The following is a 17,779-nucleotide window of genomic DNA, read 5'->3' as shown; positions in this document are numbered from 1 at the left end:
GGGGGGGGCGGGGGCGCGGGGTGGGGGGCCCGGGGGGGGGGCCCCCCCCCCCCGGCCCCCCCCCCCCCCCCCGCGCCCCCGCCCGCCCCCCCCCCGGGGGGGGGGGGGCCCCCCCGCCGTCGTGCTCAGGTGGGAAACCTCAGAGGTTCGAGTCGGCCAGGTGCACCGGGTAGACCGAGCGGAGGAGGTGGGCGGTCTCGGACGGCGTCTTGCCGACCTTGACGCCCGCGGCCTCGAGGGCCTCCTTCTTCGCCTGCGCCGTGCCGGAGGAGCCGGAGACGATGGCACCGGCGTGGCCCATGGTCTTGCCCTCCGGGGCGGTGAAGCCCGCGACGTAGCCGACGACCGGCTTCGTGACGTTGTTCTTGATGAACTCGGCCGCGCGCTCCTCGGCGTCGCCGCCGATCTCGCCGATCATGACGATCGCCTTGGTCTCCGGGTCGGCCTCGAACGCGGCGAGGGCGTCGATGTGGGTGGTGCCGATGACCGGGTCGCCGCCGATGCCGATGGCCGTGGAGAAGCCGAGGTCGCGGAGCTCGTACATCATCTGGTAGGTCAGGGTGCCGGACTTGGACACGAGGCCCACGCCGCCCTTGCCGGTGATGTTGGCCGGGGTGATGCCCACGAGGGCCTCACCCGGGGTGATGATGCCGGGGCAGTTCGGGCCGATGATGCGGGTGGTCTGGTTGCCGGCCGCGTCCTTCGTGGACTGTGCGAGGGCCCAGAACTCGGCAGAGTCCTGCACGGGGACGCCCTCGGTGATGACCACGACGAGGCCGATCTCGGCCTCGATCGCCTCGACCACGGCGTCCTTCGTGAACGCCGGCGGGACGAACACGATGGAGGTGTCCGCGCCGGTCTCCGCCATGGCCTCCTTGACGGAGCCGAAGACCGGGAGCTCGACGGCGTTGCCGTGCTGGTCGTTGTGCGAGACCGTGGTGCCGGCCTTGCGCGCGTTCACGCCGCCGACGATGTTGGTGCCGGCCGCGAGCATGCGGGCGGTGTGCTTGGAGCCCTCGCCGCCGGTGATGCCCTGGACGATGACCTTGTTGTCCTTGTTGAGGAAGATCGACATTTTTCTCTCGTCCCTTACTTCGCAGCGCCCGAGTTGGCGAGCTCGGCGGCCTTGTCGGCGCCCTGGTCCATGTTCTCGGCGAGGGTCACCAGCGGGTGGTTGGCCTCGTGGAGGATGCGGCGGCCCTCGTCGACGTTGTTGCCGTCGAGGCGCACGACGAGGGGCTTGTTCGCCGACTCGCCGAGCTTGTTGAGTGCGCCCACGATGCCGTTGGCCACGGCGTCGCACGCGGTGATGCCGCCGAAGACGTTGACGAAGACGCTCTTGACCTGCTCGTCGCCGAGGATGATGCCGAGGCCGTTGGCCATGACCTCGGCCGAGGCGCCGCCGCCGATGTCGAGGAAGTTGGCAGGCTTGACGTTGCCGTGCTTCTCGCCGGCGTAGGCCACGACGTCGAGCGTGGACATCACGAGGCCCGCGCCGTTGCCGATGATGCCGACCTCGCCGTCGAGCTTGACGTAGTTCAGGTCCAGGGCCTTGGCCTTGGCCTCGAGCGGGTCCTCGGAGTCCTTGTCGACGAGGGCCTCGTGCTCCGCGTGCCGGAAGCCCGCGTTCTCGTCGAGGGAGACCTTGCCGTCGAGCGCGATGATGTCGCCGGCGCCCGTGCGGACGAGCGGGTTGACCTCGACCAGCGTGGCGTCCTCGCCCTTGAAGACGTCCCACAGCTTGACGATGACGTCCGCGACCTTCTCGCGCAGCTCGGGGGCGAAGCCTGCGGTCTCGACGATCTCGGCGGCCTTGGCGGCGTCGATGCCGACGGCCGGGTCGACGGGGACCTTGGCGAGGGCCTCGGGGCGCTCGACGGCGAGCTGCTCGATCTCCATGCCGCCCTCGACCGAGCACATGGCCAGGTAGTTGCGGTTGGCGCGGTCGAGCAGGACCGAGAAGTAGAACTCCTCCGCGATGTCCGCGCCCGCGGCGATCATGACGCGCTTGACGGTGTGGCCCTTGATGTCCATGCCGAGGATGTTGGTGGCGTACTCGAACGCCTCGTCGGCCGTCTTGGCGACCTTGACGCCGCCCGCCTTGCCGCGGCCGCCGACCTTCACCTGAGCCTTGACGACGGTGACCCCGCCGATCTTCTCGGCCGCGGCCTTGGCTTCCTCGGGGGTGTGCGCAACGATGCCGGCGAGCACGGGAACCCCGTGCGCCTCGAACAGATCGCGCGCCTGATACTCAAACAGGTCCACGGTTCAGGTCCTCTACGTCGAAAGTAGTTCTGACTCGGAGCACGCACGAGTGTGCCGTGGGGAGCTCCCCTCGGCGGGCCTGATGCTCCAAGGGGCAACTCTAATCCCTTGCAGCGGCGCGAGCTCCCCACGGGCTCCGTTCGTGACCAACCGCACAGCTCTACGATTCGTAGAAATGGGCAGCGGTGCGCTACGCCTTGGCCGCCGGGGGGCCGCGATCAGATCCTCGCCTCCGGCGACGTTCCGGCCGCCGGTTCGGCCGCGGCCGCCGCCGCGACGGCCTCCGCGATGGAGGTGTCGTGGCGGGAGATCGCCCAATGGACGACGGCGGCGATCGCGCCGCCGATGAACCACGAGAACGGCGCGAGGTAGTCGAAGGCGGGGACGAGCGCGACGACGACGGCTGGCACCGCCGAGACGACGAACGAGGCCACCGCCTTCGGGTTCCAGCCGCTGCGGTACGTGTAATGGCCGCGCTCCCGGAAGAGGTCGCAGACCGCCACGTGCTGCCGCCTGAGCACGTAGTAGTCCACCATGATGATCCCGAAGAGCGGCCCCAGCAGGGCACCGAGACCGCCCAGGAAGAGGTTCACGACCACTGGGCTGTTGAACAGGTTCCACGGGGTGATCACGAGCGCGATGAGCGCCGCGATCAGGCCGCCCCGCTTGAAGGTGATCTTCTCCGGCCACACATTGGCCAGGTCGTAGGCGGGCGAGACGAAGTTCGCGACGACGTTGATGCCGAGCGTTGCGACGGCGAACGTGACGGCGCCGAGCAGGAGCGCCCACACGCTGTCGATGCGGCCCACGATCTCGACCGGATCGTAGATGTGCTTCCCGTAGACCTGGTACGTGCCGGCCGTGACCACCACGGACACCACCGAGAACGCGATGAAGTTCACGGGCAGGCCCCACAGGTTCGCCGTCCATACCGCCCGGCGGTCGGGCGCGAAGCGGGAGAAGTCGCAGAAGTTGAGCAGGAGCGTCGAGAAGTACGTCACGGTCAGCGCGATGGCCGCGACGAACGCGTGCCCGACCCCCCACGTGGCCGTGCCGCCCTGGAGCTCGAGCGAGACCCTCCAGCCGGCCTTGAGCAGGATGTAGACGACGAGGAGTCCCATGACGACCCAGACGGCGGGTCCCGCCCAGTCCTGGAAGCGGCGGATCGTGTCCATGCCGTTGCGCAGGAGCACGAGTTGGAGCGCCCACATGAGGAGGAAGCCGAGCCAGCCGAGCGTGGATTCGCCGAGGAAGTCGTTCTCGGTCAGCCCCTTGGCGTCGGGCCAGATCTTCAGCGCGATGATGATCACTGCCCGGGAGGCGAGCCAGGTCTGGATGCCGTACCACGCGATCGCGACAAGTGCCCGGATGAGCGCGGGCAGATTCGCCCCGATCGTGCCGAAGGAGATCCGGGCCAGCACCGGGTACGGCACGCCCGTCTTCTGGCCCGCATACCCGGAGAGGTTCATGAGGAAGAAGACGAGGACGATCCCCACCACGAGCGCGAGGAAGACCTGCCATGCGCCGAGGCCGATCGCGAAGAGCCCGGCGGCGAACGTGTAGCCGCCGAGCGAGTGGATGTCCGACATCCACATGGCGAACAGGGAGTAGAAGCCCCACTTCCTGTGCTCGGCGGGCGCGAGGTCCTCGTTGTAGAGGCGGGGGCTGTACCCCGCGGGAATCGACTCGGCCACCGTTCCGCCTCCTTGCCCACGGCTCCCCCGGCGGTGCCCCCACGCCGTTCGACGACAGGGTAGATCCGCCGGGCCCGGGGCTCAACAGGCGGGGCGCTCAGCCGACCTTGGTCAGCGGCGCGTAGCGCAGCAGCAGGCGCTTCTCGCCCACGTCGAAGCTCACCTTCGCGACGGTCTTGTCCCCAGCGCCCTCCACGCCGATCACGGTGCCGTTGCCGAACGCCGTGTGGTTGACCTTGTCCCCCACCGAGACCGCGATGACCTCCTTCTGCGGCTGCACGCGGCCCTTGGCCGCGGCCGCCGAGGGCGGGGATGCCGGGGAGATCGAGGAGAAGTTCGCGTTCCGGCTCGTCCCGGCTCCCCAGGAGGAGCCGCCGTAGCGGCCCGCGGACCGGTCCCACCGGTCGTTGGCGTTGCCCACGGCGGGCGGCCGCTTGGACCCCTCGCGCTTCCAGTCGATCAGCTCGGCCGGGACCTCGCCCAGGAACTGGCTCGCGGGGTAGTACTCGCTCTGCCCCCAGAGGCTGCGGACCTCCGAGCGGGTGAGGTAGAGCCGCTTGCGGGCGCGGGTGAGGCCCACGTACGCGAGCCGGCGCTCCTCGGCCAGCTCCTCGGGGTCGGTCGCCGAACGGCGGTGCGGGAAGACCCCGTGCTCCATGCCCGTGAGGAACACGACCGGGAACTCGAGGCCCTTGGCCGTGTGCAGGGTCATGAGCGTCACGACGCCCTGCCGCCTCGCCTCAGCGACCGCGGCGTCGACCTCGGCCTGGGAGGCGCCGTCCGGGGTATCCGGGATCTGGTCCGCGTCGGCGACGAGGGAGACCTGCTCGAGGAACTCCTCGAGGCTCCCCTCGGGGTTGTCGCGCTCGTATTCGCGCACGACGGCGACGAGCTCGGCGAGGTTCTCGACGCGCGACTCGTCCTGGGGGTCGGTCGAGTTCCGCAGGCCCGCGAGGTAGCCGGTCTGCTCGAGCACGGCCTCGAGGGCCTCAGCCGCCCCCGAGCCTTCCGCCACGGCCGCGAGGTCGTCGAGGAGCTTGACGAAGCCCTTCACGGCGTTGAGCGAGCGGGTGGCCATGCCGGGGGCATCGTCCGCGCGCCGCGCGGCGGCCATGAAGGAGAGGCGCTCCCGCTCGGCGAAGGCGGCGATGGTGCCCTCGGCCCGCTCGCCGATGCCCCGCTTCGGTTCGTTGAGGACGCGGCGGAGGTTGACGTCGTCGTCCGGGTTGACCAGCACACGCAGGTACGCCAGCGCGTCCTTGATCTCCTTGCGCTCGTAGAAGCGGGTGCCGCCGACCACCTTGTAGGGCAGGCCCACGCGCATGAGGATCTCCTCGAGGCTGCGGGACTGGGCGTTGGTCCGGTAGAACACCGCGACGTCGCCGGGCCGGAACTCGCCGGTGTCGGTGAGGCGGTCGATCTCCTTGGCGATGAAGCGCGCTTCCTCGTGCTCGTTCTCGGCCGCGTAGCCGATGATCTTCTCGCCGTCCCCCTCGGAGGTCCACAGGCGCTTCTCGGGCCGGTTCGGGTTCCTGGAGATCACGGCGTTCGCGGCGGAGAGGATCGTCTGGGTCGAGCGGTAGTTCTGCTCGAGCTTGATGGTGCGGGCCTCGGGGTAGTCCTTCTCGAACTCCACGATGTTGCGGATGTCCGCCCCGCGGAAGGCGTAGATGGACTGGTCGGAGTCGCCCACCACGGTCAGCTCCGAGGCGTCCGGGCCCTCGCCGACGATCTCCCGCACGAGCGCGTACTGGGCGTGGTTGGTGTCCTGGTACTCGTCGACGAGGACGTGCCGGAATCGCCGCCGGTAGGTCTCCGCGAGCGCCGGGAAGGCCCGGAACATGTAGACCGTCTCGGCGATGAGGTCGTCGAAGTCCATCGCGTTCGCCTGGCGCAGGCGCTGGGTGTAGCCCTTGAAGACCTCGGCCACGCCGGCCTCGAACGGGTCGTTCATGTTCGCGCGGCCGGCGAAGTCCTCGGCGTCGATGAGCTCGTTCTTGAGCGCCGAGATCTTGTGCTGGACGGCCTTGGGTGCCACCTTCTTGGGGTCCAGCTCGAGGCCCTTGTGCACGAGGGTGATGAGCCGGAGGGAGTCGGCGGAGTCGTAGATCGAGAAGTTCGAGTTCAGCCCCACGGACTTCGCCTCGCGGCGGAGGATGCGCACGCACGAGGAGTGGAACGTGGAGATCCACATCCGCTGCGCGCGCTCGCCCACCAGGGCCTCGATGCGCTCGCGCATCTCGGCGGCGGCCTTGTTGGTGAAGGTGATGGCGAGGATCTCGCCGTGGTGGGCACGGCGGGTCGCGATGAGGTAGGCGATCCGGTGCGAGAGCACCCGGGTCTTGCCGGACCCGGCGCCCGCCACGATGAGCAGGGGACCTCCCGCGTGGGTGACGGCCTCGAGCTGCTCGGGATTGAGCCCCTCGAGGAGGTGGGCCGCCTGCGCCTCGGCCTCCCTGCGGGCGTCCTCGGCCGGGTCAGAGGCAGGCAGCCAGCCCTCGGGCAGGTCCTCGGGGGCGCCGGTCTCCTCTTCGGGCGCGGGCGGGAGCTCCTCGGGGTCTGGTTCCTCCGCCCCGCCGGGCAGGCCGGACTTGGGCAGATGGGCGTAGGGATCGAAGAGCATATCCATGATCCCTCTATTTTAGGCCGCGCGGCTGACACTTCTGGGGGGACGGAGAGCGCGGGCGTAGCCGGGACGGTCGGCGCCCCGGCCACGCCCGGCGCTCATGCGCCCGGCGTGCGGCGCACCCCGTAGCGGTGCCCCTCGCTGTCGGTCTCGATGTCGATCCCGTCGAGCTCGCGCGCCTCCTTGAGGTCCTCGGGGTTGTGGCCGTGGCGCTCGGGCTCGGTGGCGATCCGGCGATTGGCCGGCCCGTACAGCCCGCGCAGGTGGCCCATGGTCCTCATGAAGGACTCGGACTTGGTCTCGCGCGTGCCCGGCTCCTGCTGGCCCGGCTGGTGGTGGTTCATTTGCGCACCTCCCTCCCTGTGCCTCAGTCCGTCTTGGCCTGGACGGTCTCCGCGCTGGCGAAGACCTCCCGCATGAGCTCGAGGACGCGGTTGCGCGCGGCAAGGAGCTCGACGAGGCACTTCTCCAGCTGGTCGGCGAGGTGCGCGCTGATCCACTCCCGTGCGTAGACGGTGAGGGGCTCGTAGACGGCGATCGCGCTGTAGACCACCTCGAGGGCCAGCGGCAGGACTGCGAGGTCCTTGATGCCGTCGGCCGTCTTGCGCAGGACCGTGTGCGCCTCCTTGTCGAGACCGTCGGCGGCGTGGCCCGGCGGGACGGCCACGTTGCGCTCGAGTTCGGCGAAGCAGTCCTCGAGGACGGCGGCGTGGAGCCGCGCCTCCTCGCTCAGGTCGAGCATGAGGGCCGCGACCTCGCGCCGCTGCGACTCCTGCTCGAGGACTCCCAAGGTGACGATCGAGCGGCGGCTCGTCCCGCGGGCGATTCCGAGACGGTACACGAACAGCTCGTGGGCTTCGGAGAAGTACTCGAACATGGCAGGACCTCCCTCCCGGCGGGCCAGCGGCGGGCGCGGAGCCCTGGCGGATCCTTCGACGACGTCCGTCCCAGTCCTGCCTTCATTCTCCGCCCCGGCACGGGCCGGGGCAATGAAGAGTCCTACCCGTCGAGGCCCCGGATCTGCTCGGCGACGTCCGCCGGATCCGCCTCGGGGACGTCCGCGGGGTCCGGCTCGACGACGACTTCCTCCCCGTCGATCAGGCCGTCCTCCTCGTCCCAGACCTTCTCGTCCGGTTCCACGGAGAAGTCGAGCGAGGGGTCCTCCTCCTCGCTCAGGCTGCGCGCTGGATCCTGGTTGTCGATGCTGGCCATCGTTCCCCTCCGGCAGTCCTCGTTCCGGGCAGCCCCGGTCCCGGGGCTCAGTCCAGCACAGCACCGGGCCCCTGAGCGGTCAAGGGTGCCGCCGGCAGCGGACTGCGGGCGGCGGCCCGCGGCGCGCCTCAGCCGAGCCGTGCGGAGGAGAGCGCCGCCACGATCTCGCGGACCGCCGTCGCGCCCCCCGCCGCGAACCAGGTGAGCCCGTTGATCTCGACCGTCGCGGTGGTGCCGCCGGCCGCGGTGAGGATCGCCTTGCCGGGGAGCCAGTCCCATTGCGGGCAGGAGTGCTGGAACCAGGCGCCGATCTCGCCCTGGGCCACGCGTGCGAGGTCGCACGAGCCGGAGCCGAGGATGCGGATCGACGCCGACTGGACGGCCGCGGCGTGCCACGGCATCGCCGAGAGCGGCTGCTCGAGCCAGCGGGGCTGGATGGAGGTGGCGACCCCCAGCATGCCCAGGCGCGCGTCGGCCGGTCCGCCGAGGGGCTGGCCGTTGAGCGTCGCCGGCGTGTCCGCCCCTCCGATCCACAGCTTGTCCTCCTGGGGCTGGAAGATCGCCCCGAGGAGCGCCTCCGGGTCGGCGTCCCCGTTCGAGGCGGCCCCGCGAAGGGCCAGGGCCGAGCACCAGTAGCTCGAGCCTGAGAAGAAGTTGTAGGTGCCGTCCACGGGGTCCACGACCCACGTCCGGCCGGAGGCGGAGCGCACGTCCGTGCCCTCCTCGCCGAAGACCCCGTCCTCCGGCCGGCAGCGGCGCAGCTGGGCGAGGATGTAGGCCTCGGCGGCCTTGTCCGCGGCGGTCACGATGTCCGAGACGGACGACTTGCGCTGGGCCTCGAGGCCCTCGCGGCGCATCTCCAGCGCCAGGGTGCCGGCCGTGCGCACGAGCGCCTCGGCCAGCTCGGCGTCGGTCAGGTTCGAGTCGAGGTCGGGCAGGGCGCGGTCGCTGGTCTCAGGCACACGCCCAGCCTACCTGCGGGCCCGGCACCCGCGGGGGCGGCCCCGGTCCACCCCTGCGGTCCGTTCGCGCGGGGACCGGGACGGATAATGGACCCATGTCCAAGACCCCGGCCCAGCGGGCCCGCAAGCACGGCGATCGCGCCGCCGCTCCGAGTGCCCGCCCCGGCCAGCCCGTCAACCCCACCACGAGCCGCACGCCGGAACAGGCCCAGGGCAACGCGCGCCTGATCATCATCGCCGCCCTCGTGGCGAGCGTGTTCATGTTCTGGTACTACCACCTGCTCACGCTCTCGCAGATGACCCAGCTCTCCGGCGGCCTCGCCATGCCGGACTCGCTCGTGGGCGGCTTCTCCCCGGACTACGCACACCGGCTGCAGGGCGCGCTCGACGACGCCGCCCGCGGACAGCTCAGCTACGTGCACAAGACCGCGGGAACGCTCTTCCCGCTCATCTGCGGCTTCACGTTCCTGCTGGTCTTCGGCACGTGGCTGAAAGGCAAGGTCCTGCGCCGGGTCTCGTTCGCCGTGGTGGTCGTCTTCGCGATCGTGCGGCTGTGGGGCAACATCGCGGTGGACGGCGCCGTCGCCCCCGGCGCGGACGCAGGCGCAGCGGTGCTCGCCTCGGTCCTCGTCGTGGCGGGCTGGGTGCTGCTCTTCGTCATGCTCCTCGGCGCGGGGGCCGCGGTGCTCGCCGCGCGGCGCGGGCGCACGACGGCGCGGCGCACCTCGGGCGGCTGACGCGCCTCCGCGCGCCGGCGGCAGGGGCGTGGCGGGTGCGGAGCGGGCTCAGGCGCGCACGCGGCGCAGGGCCCGGGCCCGCCGGGCCGGGACGCCGAGGCGGTAGGCGATGACCGCGCCCACGAGCGCAATCCCGGCCGTGATCGGGTAGCCCATGAACCGCTCGAGGGTCCCCGGCTCCGGCACGTGGAGTCGCACCGCGCCGCCCACGATCGTCGCGACGAACGAGGCGCCGCCGCACAGCAGCACGGGCCACGCGGCAGCCGTGCGCCCGAGCCACAGCAGGCCGAGCACCACGAGGGCAGTCGAGCCGCCTAGGAAGTAGGCGCCCGCCGCGGCCAGGTGCACGGCCTCGATCGAGTCCTGCGGGACGAGCCCCACCACCGCGACCCCCGCGCCGGCGAGCCCGAGGAGGACCCGGACCGCGAGCGTCGCCGCCCAGGGCACCGCGGCCGCCGGGTGCCCCGATCGGATCGCCGCGGCGACGCCCATGCGGGAGGCGGCGGCCGGCGTCGTGCGCGGAAGGCCCGCGGTGCGGGCGGCGAGGGCCCGGGAGAGCCGCGCCTGCGCGCGGACGGCGCGGTCCTGGGCCGCGACGCGGAGCACGGCCGAGGTGATGAGCAGGGCCGCGATCACCATGCCGACGCCCTGGAGGACGAACGAGACATTCATGAGGGTGTGCAGCGGCGAGCAGACCACGCGGGTGCCGTGGAGGCCGCACCCGACCTGCCCGAGGTCGCTGATGAAGTTCAGCCGCCGGCTGTACGGGGCAGGTCCCCGCCAGGCCGCGATCGTGGCCGCCTCCGCCGCGAAGAACTGCAGGATGCTCACCGCCGACCACGCGCCGAGGTAGTGCCGGATCCGGTCGGTCGATGCCTCTGCTTCAGCCACGCGCCCAGCCTAGCCACGCCTGCCGCGTGCGGCGCGGCCGCCCCGCCAGCCGGTATGCTTGTCAGCGTGCCCGGCGCGACCCGGGCCGGCCCCCGTAGCTCAGTAGGATAGAGCGGCCCTCTCCTAAAGGGCAGGCCATCGGTTCGATTCCGGTCGGGGGCACTTGTCATATCCGGTCCCCGATCTGCGCGCGTACCTCCTCGGGGTGTGGGCCGTGGAGCGCGAGCTCCTGGACCGCGCCTCCGGCGCCCGCGGCAGCTTCAGCGGCACTGTGGCCTTCGAGGCCGCTGACGACCGCGGCCTCCGCCAGTGCGAGCGCGGCACCGTCCGCTGGGGCTCGCACGAGGGCCCCGCCGGCCGCGAGTACCTGTGGTGTCCGGGCCCCGGGCCCGGCGCGATGGAGGTCTTCTTCCCCGACGGCCGGCCGTTCCACGCCGTCGACCTCACCGGCGCCGCCGGAGACGGCGCCCACTGGTGCTCCCCCGACGACTACCGGGTGCGCTACGAGGCCGTCGGCCCGGAGGAGCTGCGCTACACCTGGGACGTCAGGGGGCCGGCCAAGGACCTGCTCCTGACGAGCGTCCTGCGCCGGCTCCCCACCCCTGATTGACCGGCCCCCCTCCCGCGTGAGGGGTCATGTCCCTGCCGTGAGGGGTCATGTCCCTGCCGTGAGGGTCACACCCCCTTGTTGTACACGTCGAGCCCGAAGCGGTTCAGGCCCGGCGTGCCCGCGTACCCGAGGTAGGACAGGCCGTTGAGGTCCTCGATGCTGGCGAGCAGACTGTAGTGGTTGTACGGCGTCGTGGACCACGTGCCGCCGGCGGTGAAGGGCGAGAGCACGAGTGCCCCGACGCGGCCGCCGCCCATCCCTGTGATCCCCGGGAGCGCCGCATTGGGCCCGGGCCCCTCGCCGCAGCACGCGCTCGCGTCCTGCTGCGGGCCGTCCGACTCGTCGAAGGTGATGACCAGGACCCCGTCCTTCTTGAACGCGGGCGAGCCGGTGATGACGGGAACCCACTGCTTCAGCCACGCGTCGGCCGACACGAGGCCCCCGGGCTGCCCGTCGACGCACGGGGAGTCGTGCCCGTCGTGGCACAGGTTCGGCGTGATGAACGAGACGTCCGGCGTGGTCGAGGCCGAGCCGAGGTCGCCGCTCAGGGCGGAGAGGTCCACGTCCTTCGTCGAGCAGTCGGGCGAGCCGGTGATGCCGGCGAAGTAGACGAACGGGTTGTGGCGCGCCGCGTACTGGTCGCCGACCCGTGCCTTCTGGGTATCGTCCACCGCGCCGAGCTGGGGGTGGCGGCAGGGCGTGCCCATGTCCTCCATGTAGCCCTTCCAGCTCTTGCCCGCCGCCGTGAGCTGGTCCGCGACCGTCTTCACGCCCGAGGGGTAGACGCACCCGCTGCCGACCGCCTGGCCCTGGTCCGCCGTGCCCGTCTGGACGAACGGCGAGTAGGTCTGGCAGTCGGCCTGGGTCTGGCTGTTCGGGCCCTGCCCCGACACCTCGGAGACGTAGTTGTCGAGCGAGTTGTGGCCGGTGCCGTAGTAGCTGTTGAGCAGGACGCCCTGCGAACGCAGCGTCTGCGAGAGGTAGGGCGCCTTCGAGGACGGGCCCCACGTCTCGTCGTAGCCCTTGTTCTCGAGGTTGATGACGAAGACGTGGGAACTGGACGGCAGGTACTGGGAGGTCGGCCCGGCCGCGTGGGCGGCCTGATCGGCGCCGCCGCGCACCAGCGCGACGGCGGCGAGCACCAGCACGGCGACGACCGTGAGCACGACGGCGAGCGGCCGCCGTCGTGCGACGGCAAGGGCGCCCCGGGCGGGGTTTGCGCGGGTCATGAGAGCTTCCATCCTTCCGAGATGGCTCGGTCCTTGAGCGGCTTCCACTCGTCTTCGGGGTCGCCGCCGGGCAGGGGTGTGCAGGCCGGGCCGGCGACGAACGGCGGGACCGTGTAGGCCGGGGCGCTGAGGTTCGGGGCCGAGGCGAGGTCCAGCACCTCGGCGATGTTGGCGGCGTTCGCGTCCCGCGGAGTGAGGGCCTGCAGGTTCCAGCGCCACTCGATGGCCTTGAGGACCGAGGTGTGGTCGTATGTGCCCGAGGCCACCACGCCGCGGCGGGCAAACGGCGAGACCACGAGGGCCGGGACCCGGAAGCCGCGCAGGGATGTCTTCGGGCTCACGTCCGGTGCGGTGGTCGGGGCCACGTGGTCGTAGAAGCCGCCCCACTCGTCGAAGTTGACCACGAGCATCGTCCGCGGCCACGCCGGAGACTTCGTGACGGCGTTGTAGACCTCGTTGAGGAAGAGCTCGCCGGAGCGGACGTCCGCATGGGGGTGGTCGTCGCCCGAGGTGCCGGAGCTCTCGTCCGTGAACCGGGGGTCCACGAAGCTCACCGACGGCAGCGTGCCGGCCGCGCAGTCGCTGAGGAACTCGGAGTACTGCGCGGAGATGGGCAGGTACTTGGTGCCCCAGAGGGCCACGAACGGCACGTCGGAGTAGTAGTACTTCCCGGAGACGCCGGCGGCCGCCAGGCGGTCCCAGATGGTGGGGATCGTCGCGTTGGCGGTCGAGTTGTGGATGCGGTCGGTCTGGGCGGAGTGCTGGTAGAAGCGGTTGGGGTAGGTCTCGGCCATGACGGCGGCGTAGTAGTTGTCGCACACCGTCCAGCCGGGCGCTGCCTGGGCGAAGAATTGCAGGTCCGCGTCGGTGTAGTACCCGACCGCGAAGTCGTCGTTCTCGCCCGCACGGAGCCAGCCGTCGCACTTGCCGTTGTTGTACTCGATGAGCCCGCCCTCCTGGGAGTGGTCGGGATCGGGGTGGCTGCACCCCTGGTAGTCGGTGAGGTGGTGGGTACCGTGCGGCACGCCGTAGCGGTCGGTGTAGGTGAGGCCGCCCTGCTTCCCGTTGGCGCCGGGGAGCCAGCCGAGGAAGTGGTCGAACGAGCGGTTCTCCATCATCACCACGATGATGTGGTCGATCCCGGAGGCGCTGGGGTCGGCGGGCAGGGCGGCGGGCGCGATGCTTCGGGCGGACGACGGCGACGCGGCCCCGGTGAGGGCTGCGGCACCGAAGGCGGCGAGGGACGCTGCCGAGAGGAAACTGCGGCGGGAGGTGGTCACGGCCCACCAAGTTACCGTGCAGTAGCGCTCCTCAGGGCCGGCTTTCCCGACTGTTCACCGCCGGTTCACGGAACTCCCACCCGGCTCCCAGAGAACGCGCGCCCCTCAGGGACGGCGGGCGAGGAGCGGCAGCACGTGGTCGGTCAGGAGCGGGGCGAGGTCCGCCTCCGGCTCGGCCGCCGGATCGATCCAGCGCAGTTCGGCGATCTCCGCGGCGGCGTGCACCTCCGCCGGATCGTACGTCCCCGGCGCGGTGAACACGGTGGCCTCGATGTCCCGCCCGGCCTCGTTCGCCGCCCGCGCGATCCAAACGCCCAGTGGCTCGAGCGACTCGGGGCCGACGACGATCCCCACCTCCTCCTCGAGCTCGCGGCTCGCGGCGTGGGCCGGGGACTCCCCGGGCTCGGGCTTCCCGCCCGGGTGCATGAAGCGGTCGGTGCCGCGCTTGCGGACGGTGAGGAGGCGGCCGTCGCGCGAGAAGACGCAGACGGCGGAGACGACGATGCGGGCTTCCACGGTCCGGGGCTCCTAGGCGTAGTCGTCGGCGGTCGCCGAGGCCTCGGCGAACTGGGTGGTGTAGAGCTCGGCGTACCGGCCGCCCGCGGCGAGGAGCTCGGCATGGGTGCCCCGCTCCACGATCTGGCCGTCCTCGACCACGAGGATCTGGTCCGCGGCGCGGATCGTAGAGAGCCGGTGCGCGATCACGACGGCGGTGCGCCCCTCGAGTGCCTCGCCGAGGGCGGCCTGCACGGCCGCCTCGTTGGTCGAGTCGAGGGCCGCGGTGGCCTCGTCGAGGATCACCACCCGCGGGGCGGCCAGGAGCAGGCGCGCGATGGTGAGCCGCTGCCGCTCGCCGCCGGAGAGCCGGTACCCCCGCTCCCCCACGATCGTGCCGAGGCCGTCCGGGAGCGAGCGCACCATGTCCTCGAGCCGCGAGCGCCGCAGCACGTCCCAGAGCTCCTCCTCGGTGGCCTCGGGCCGGGCGAGGCGCAGGTTGGCCGCGATGCTCTCGTGGAACAGGTGGCCGTCCTGGGTGACCATGCCGACCGTGCCCCGCATCGAGTCGAAGGTCGTGTCCCGCACGTCGACGCCGCCGATCCGCACGGCGCCCGACTCGACGTCGTAGAGGCGCGAGAGCAGCTGCGCGACGGTGGACTTGCCCGCCCCGGAGGAACCCACGAGCGCGAGGGTCTGGCCCGGGTCGACCCGGAAGGAGATGCCGTGGAGCACCTCTTCGCCGCCGCGGGTGTCCAGCACCGCGACCTCCTCGAGCGAGGCGAGCGAGACCTTGTCGGCGCTCGGGTAGCCGAAGCGGACGTCGTCGAACTCGACCGAGACGGGGCCGGCCGGCAGGGGCCGGGCATCGGGCTTCTCGCGGATGAGCGGGGTCAGGTCCAGGACCTCGAAGACCCGCTCGAAGCTCACGAGCGCGCTCATGATCTCCACCCGGGCATTGGAGAGGTTGGTGATGGGCGCGTAGAGGCGCGTCAGGAGCAGGGCGAGCACCACGACGTCGCCCGGCGCGAGCTGCCCCGCGATCGCGAGCCAGCCGCCCACCCCGTAGACGAGCGCGAGGGCGAGCGAGGAGACGAGGGTCAGCGCGGTGATGAACGTGAAGGAGAGCATCGAGGAGCGGATGCCGATGTCCCGCACCCGCCGGGCGCGCAGCGCGAACTCGCGCGACTCCTCGTCGGGGCGCCCGAAGAGCTTGATGAGGGTCGCGCCCGGTGCCGAGAACCGCTCGGTCATCTGGGTGCTCATGGTGGCGTTGTGCCCGGCGGCCTCGCGGCGCAGGTCCGCGACCCGCGCTCCCATCCGCCGGGCCGGGATGAGGAAGATCGGCAGGAGGACCAGCGCAAGGACGGTCACGAGCCAGGACTTCTGGGCCATCACGGCCACCGTGAGGACCAGCGCGACCGCGTTGCTCACCACGCCCGAGAGCGTTCCGGCAAAGGCCGCCTGCGCGCCGATCACGTCGTTGTTCAGGCGGCTCACGAGGGCGCCGGTGCGGGTGCGGGTGAAGAACGCGATGGGCATCGTCTGGACGTGGTCGAACACCGCGCGGCGCAGGTCCAGGATCACGCCCTCACCGATCGTGGCGGAGAGCCAGCGGGTCAGGAGCCCGAACCCCGCGTCGGCGAGCGCCACGGCGGCGATGAGCACCGCGAGCCAGACCACGGTGGAGACCGAGGAGTGGCCCACGATCGCGTCGACGACCTGGCCGGCGAGCACGGGGGTGGCGACGGCGGTCACCGCCGCGACGATGGAGGTCAGGACGAAGGCAACGAGGCGGCCGCGGTGGGGTGCCGCGAACGTGAGCACCCGCCGCAGAGTCTCCCTGCTGAACGGGTTCCGGCCCTCGGTGGCGCGGGAGATCTGGTGCAGCGAACTCCACGCCGCGGTCTGCATGCTCATGGGATTCTCCTGAGAACGTGAAAGGCCCGCCGACTCGCGATTGGGGGGTGCGCGAGCCGGCGGGCTTGATTCAGCATAAGCCAGGCCGTCCAGCACGTAAAATCGACACGCACAGGCGATGCAGGGGCGGGGACCGCCCCGCCGCTCGCCGCATGACAAGGGGGGTACATGCCGGTATCAGCGTTGGTGTTCCGGGACTGGCTGCAGGAGCTGGCCCCGGGGAACACCGCGGCGGACATCTGCCGCCGGGCCGGCCTCAAGCGCAGCACGCTCGCGCAGCAGCTCGTGCGGGGCAAGGTCGCGGAGGCGACCGTCGTCGCCGTCGCCCGCGCGTACGGGGAGAACCCGGTGCTCGGGCTCGCCCGGTTCGCCCCCTACGGGGACCTCGCCTCGAGCACCGCCACCCCCACCGATGCCGAACTGCTGAGCCAGGTCTCCACCGCTCGGCTGCTCGAGGAACTGCTCGTGCGAGGCGGCGAGCTCCCCGCCGTGCCGCCGGCGTCGCATCCCGGTCCCGCACGGGCCGAAAGCGAGTGCTCCTCCTGCGAGCCCGACGTCCGCCAGTGGGTGGACGCGATCGACGACGGGGACCTCCGCCAGCGCGTCAGCGAGGCCACCGGCATCGCACCGCAGAACCTCTCGGCGCAGCTGCGCGCCAACCGCCTCAGCCCCGAGCTCGCGGTGAGCACCGCGCGGGAGGCCGGAGTGGGCCTGCGCAACGGGCTCGTGATCACGGGACTGGTCACCGCGACCGAGGCGGGATGGCCGCTCGAGGCCTGGGAGCAGGCGGTCCGCCGCCTGCCCGACGCCGAGCTCGCCTTCATGGCGGCGGAGCGGCTCGCCTCCCTCGGCCGTGCCCTGCGCCGGACGACCACGGACGCCCGGGCCGTGCGCCGCGTGTGGGAGCACCTCGGATGACGGCTCTTGCCTGGGTGACGTTCGCCCTCGCCGTGGTCCTCGCCCTCGTGCGCATCCCCTCGGTGCTGCGGGGCGAGAACCGCCTCATGATGGCCCTGTTCGCCCTCCTGGCGCTCGCGGTCCTGCTCAGCATCAGGGCTCCGTACCTCGCCATCGACGCGGCCCTCGGCGGCATCAACCTCGCGAACCTCCTGCTCAGGTTCCTCATCTACGGCATTGCCCTCCTCCTGGCGGTCCGGATCTCGCGCGCGTTCTCGGCCCGCGGGGCACAGCACGCGCTGCTCGGGCCGTGGGGCCTCTCCGCCCTCGCCCTCGTCGGGGCGGGTACGGTGGTCTCCTTCCTCCTCATGGGGCTCCTGCCCTCGAGCGTCGGCCTGCGGGCCGGGGACGACCAGACGTGGTTCGACGTCTACGGCGAGCTGGGCCGGGTCTACCCGGGATTCACGGGAGTGGTCCTGCTCCCCAGCCTGCTGCGGGCGTTCCGGGGCTCCGCCCTCGTCCCGCTGCGGGCGGCCGCCGGCCTGCTGGCCGCCGGCTACATCGTGCTCGCGCTGACCATCCTCTTCCCCCTCATGCCGGACGGGTGGCTCCCGGTCCAGCAGGCCATGAACTACAGCTCGATCCTGTTCCTCCTCACCGGCCTCGGAACCATCTGGATCGCGGGCGGGATCGCCAGACGACGCGCCGGTGCGTAAAAAATCCACTCATAGGAGGAACCCGGTTCACATTTTCATTAGTCCGTGCCACAATGATGAATGTGTGAACATGACCTGTCAGGGGGACAGGGTTTGTTCTTCATTGGGGGGATGAGTGGCGGGGGGGGGGGGGGCGCCCCCCCCCCCGAATTTTAAAACCCCCAACCAACCAAAACGCCCCCCCCCCCCCCCCCGGGGCCCCCACGAAAGGCCCCCCGGGGAAGGGCAACCCCCCCCCCCCGCCC

Annotated in this window: 17 protein-coding genes and 1 tRNA gene; 5 read left to right on the top strand and 13 right to left on the bottom strand. The window is 71.5% G+C overall.

Annotation, left to right across the window (positions count from 1 at the left end):
* Positions 1-139: 139 nt before the first annotated feature.
* The 8 genes from sucD to J2W20_RS18915 form a co-directional block, all read right to left on the bottom strand.
* The gene (gene sucD, locus J2W20_RS18950; protein ID WP_307008691.1) at positions 140-1,075 is read right to left on the bottom strand and encodes a succinate--CoA ligase subunit alpha; all 936 of its coding nucleotides are present in this window, start codon (positions 1,073-1,075) and stop codon (positions 140-142) included.
* A 14-nt stretch (positions 1,076-1,089) separates the two neighbouring features.
* Positions 1,090-2,265 (bottom strand): ADP-forming succinate--CoA ligase subunit beta, encoded by a 1,176-nt coding sequence (sucC, locus tag J2W20_RS18945; protein WP_307008690.1) that lies wholly within the window; start codon positions 2,263-2,265, stop codon positions 1,090-1,092.
* A 218-nt stretch (positions 2,266-2,483) separates the two neighbouring features.
* Complete coding sequence (locus J2W20_RS18940; RefSeq protein ID WP_307008688.1) at positions 2,484-3,959, bottom strand: NCS1 family nucleobase:cation symporter-1; 1,476 nt, start codon at positions 3,957-3,959, stop codon at positions 2,484-2,486.
* Between the two features lie 97 nt (positions 3,960-4,056).
* Positions 4,057-6,582, bottom strand: coding sequence for a DNA helicase PcrA (gene pcrA / locus J2W20_RS18935; protein WP_373458056.1), 2,526 nt, complete (start codon positions 6,580-6,582; stop codon positions 4,057-4,059).
* A gap of 101 nt (positions 6,583-6,683) precedes the next feature.
* A complete protein-coding gene (locus tag J2W20_RS18930; protein WP_307008685.1) occupies positions 6,684-6,929 on the bottom strand; it encodes a hypothetical protein in 246 nt (81 codons plus the stop codon).
* A gap of 23 nt (positions 6,930-6,952) precedes the next feature.
* On the bottom strand, positions 6,953-7,462 hold the full coding sequence (locus J2W20_RS18925; protein ID WP_307008682.1) for a DUF892 family protein: 510 nt from the start codon (positions 7,460-7,462) through the stop codon (positions 6,953-6,955).
* A gap of 122 nt (positions 7,463-7,584) precedes the next feature.
* Positions 7,585-7,797: a hypothetical protein gene (locus J2W20_RS18920; RefSeq protein ID WP_307008680.1), complete on the bottom strand. Its 213-nt coding sequence runs from the start codon at positions 7,795-7,797 to the stop codon at positions 7,585-7,587.
* A 128-nt stretch (positions 7,798-7,925) separates the two neighbouring features.
* On the bottom strand, positions 7,926-8,759 hold the full coding sequence (locus J2W20_RS18915; protein WP_307008678.1) for an inositol monophosphatase family protein: 834 nt from the start codon (positions 8,757-8,759) through the stop codon (positions 7,926-7,928).
* A gap of 95 nt (positions 8,760-8,854) precedes the next feature.
* On the opposite strand from J2W20_RS18915, the gene J2W20_RS18910 reads away from it, so the two are divergent.
* On the top strand, positions 8,855-9,496 hold the full coding sequence (locus J2W20_RS18910; RefSeq protein WP_307008677.1) for a hypothetical protein: 642 nt from the start codon (positions 8,855-8,857) through the stop codon (positions 9,494-9,496).
* Between the two features lie 48 nt (positions 9,497-9,544).
* On the opposite strand, the gene J2W20_RS18905 is transcribed toward J2W20_RS18910, so the two are convergent.
* The gene (locus tag J2W20_RS18905; RefSeq protein WP_307008676.1) at positions 9,545-10,387 is read right to left on the bottom strand and encodes a hypothetical protein; all 843 of its coding nucleotides are present in this window, start codon (positions 10,385-10,387) and stop codon (positions 9,545-9,547) included.
* Positions 10,388-10,475: 88 nt separating this feature from the next.
* Between J2W20_RS18905 and J2W20_RS18900 the strand changes: the two genes are divergently transcribed.
* Positions 10,476-10,549, top strand: a tRNA-Arg gene (locus J2W20_RS18900).
* 1 nt (position 10,550) lies between these two features.
* Positions 10,551-10,997: a DUF6314 family protein gene (locus tag J2W20_RS18895; protein ID WP_307008675.1), complete on the top strand. Its 447-nt coding sequence runs from the start codon at positions 10,551-10,553 to the stop codon at positions 10,995-10,997.
* Between the two features lie 65 nt (positions 10,998-11,062).
* On the opposite strand, the gene J2W20_RS18890 is transcribed toward J2W20_RS18895, so the two are convergent.
* The 4 genes from J2W20_RS18890 to J2W20_RS18875 all read right to left on the bottom strand — a co-directional run bounded on the left by J2W20_RS18890 (position 11,063) and on the right by J2W20_RS18875 (position 15,921).
* Positions 11,063-12,226 (bottom strand): alkaline phosphatase family protein, encoded by a 1,164-nt coding sequence (locus tag J2W20_RS18890; RefSeq protein WP_307008674.1) that lies wholly within the window; start codon positions 12,224-12,226, stop codon positions 11,063-11,065.
* Positions 12,223-13,506 (bottom strand): alkaline phosphatase family protein, encoded by a 1,284-nt coding sequence (locus tag J2W20_RS18885; protein ID WP_307008673.1) that lies wholly within the window; start codon positions 13,504-13,506, stop codon positions 12,223-12,225. The genes J2W20_RS18890 and J2W20_RS18885 overlap by 4 nt, the downstream gene beginning before the upstream one ends.
* Before the next feature lie 105 nt (positions 13,507-13,611).
* Positions 13,612-14,022, bottom strand: a complete 411-nt coding sequence (locus tag J2W20_RS18880; protein ID WP_307008672.1) for an NUDIX hydrolase — start codon at positions 14,020-14,022, stop codon at positions 13,612-13,614.
* Positions 14,023-14,034: 12 nt separating this feature from the next.
* A complete protein-coding gene (locus tag J2W20_RS18875; protein ID WP_307008671.1) occupies positions 14,035-15,921 on the bottom strand; it encodes an ABC transporter ATP-binding protein in 1,887 nt (628 codons plus the stop codon).
* A 168-nt stretch (positions 15,922-16,089) separates the two neighbouring features.
* Here J2W20_RS18875 and J2W20_RS18870 point away from each other — a divergent pair, with 168 nt between their 5' ends.
* Complete coding sequence (locus J2W20_RS18870; protein ID WP_307008670.1) at positions 16,090-16,839, top strand: hypothetical protein; 750 nt, start codon at positions 16,090-16,092, stop codon at positions 16,837-16,839.
* The gene (locus J2W20_RS18865) at positions 16,836-17,534 is read left to right on the top strand and encodes a hypothetical protein (protein ID WP_307008669.1); all 699 of its coding nucleotides are present in this window, start codon (positions 16,836-16,838) and stop codon (positions 17,532-17,534) included. The genes J2W20_RS18870 and J2W20_RS18865 overlap by 4 nt, the downstream gene beginning before the upstream one ends.
* Positions 17,535-17,779: the final 245 nt, after the last annotated feature.

The organism is Sinomonas atrocyanea (genome assembly GCF_030812675.1).
GTDB classification, from domain to species: Bacteria; Actinomycetota; Actinomycetes; order Actinomycetales; family Micrococcaceae; genus Sinomonas; species Sinomonas atrocyanea_B.
Note: the sequence above shows the minus strand (reverse complement) of the source record. Positions and strands in the feature narration are given on the sequence as shown.

Bases quoted from the DNA above. Each gene is read 5' to 3' on its own strand.
- sucD (WP_307008691.1), bottom strand. From the start codon at position 1,075: ATGTCGATCTTCCTCAACAAGGACAACAAGGTCATCGTCCAGGGCATC.
- pcrA (WP_373458056.1), bottom strand. From the start codon at position 6,582: ATGCTCTTCGATCCCTACGCCCATCTGCCCAAGTCCGGCCTGCCCGGC.
- J2W20_RS18930 (WP_307008685.1), bottom strand. From the start codon at position 6,929: ATGAACCACCACCAGCCGGGCCAGCAGGAGCCGGGCACGCGCGAGACC.
- J2W20_RS18925 (WP_307008682.1), bottom strand. From the start codon at position 7,462: ATGTTCGAGTACTTCTCCGAAGCCCACGAGCTGTTCGTGTACCGTCTC.
- J2W20_RS18920 (WP_307008680.1), bottom strand. From the start codon at position 7,797: ATGGCCAGCATCGACAACCAGGATCCAGCGCGCAGCCTGAGCGAGGAG.
- J2W20_RS18910 (WP_307008677.1), top strand. From the start codon at position 8,855: ATGTCCAAGACCCCGGCCCAGCGGGCCCGCAAGCACGGCGATCGCGCC.
- J2W20_RS18890 (WP_307008674.1), bottom strand. From the start codon at position 12,226: ATGACCCGCGCAAACCCCGCCCGGGGCGCCCTTGCCGTCGCACGACGG.
- J2W20_RS18875 (WP_307008671.1), bottom strand. From the start codon at position 15,921: ATGAGCATGCAGACCGCGGCGTGGAGTTCGCTGCACCAGATCTCCCGC.
- J2W20_RS18870 (WP_307008670.1), top strand. From the start codon at position 16,090: ATGCCGGTATCAGCGTTGGTGTTCCGGGACTGGCTGCAGGAGCTGGCC.
- J2W20_RS18865 (WP_307008669.1), top strand. From the start codon at position 16,836: ATGACGGCTCTTGCCTGGGTGACGTTCGCCCTCGCCGTGGTCCTCGCC.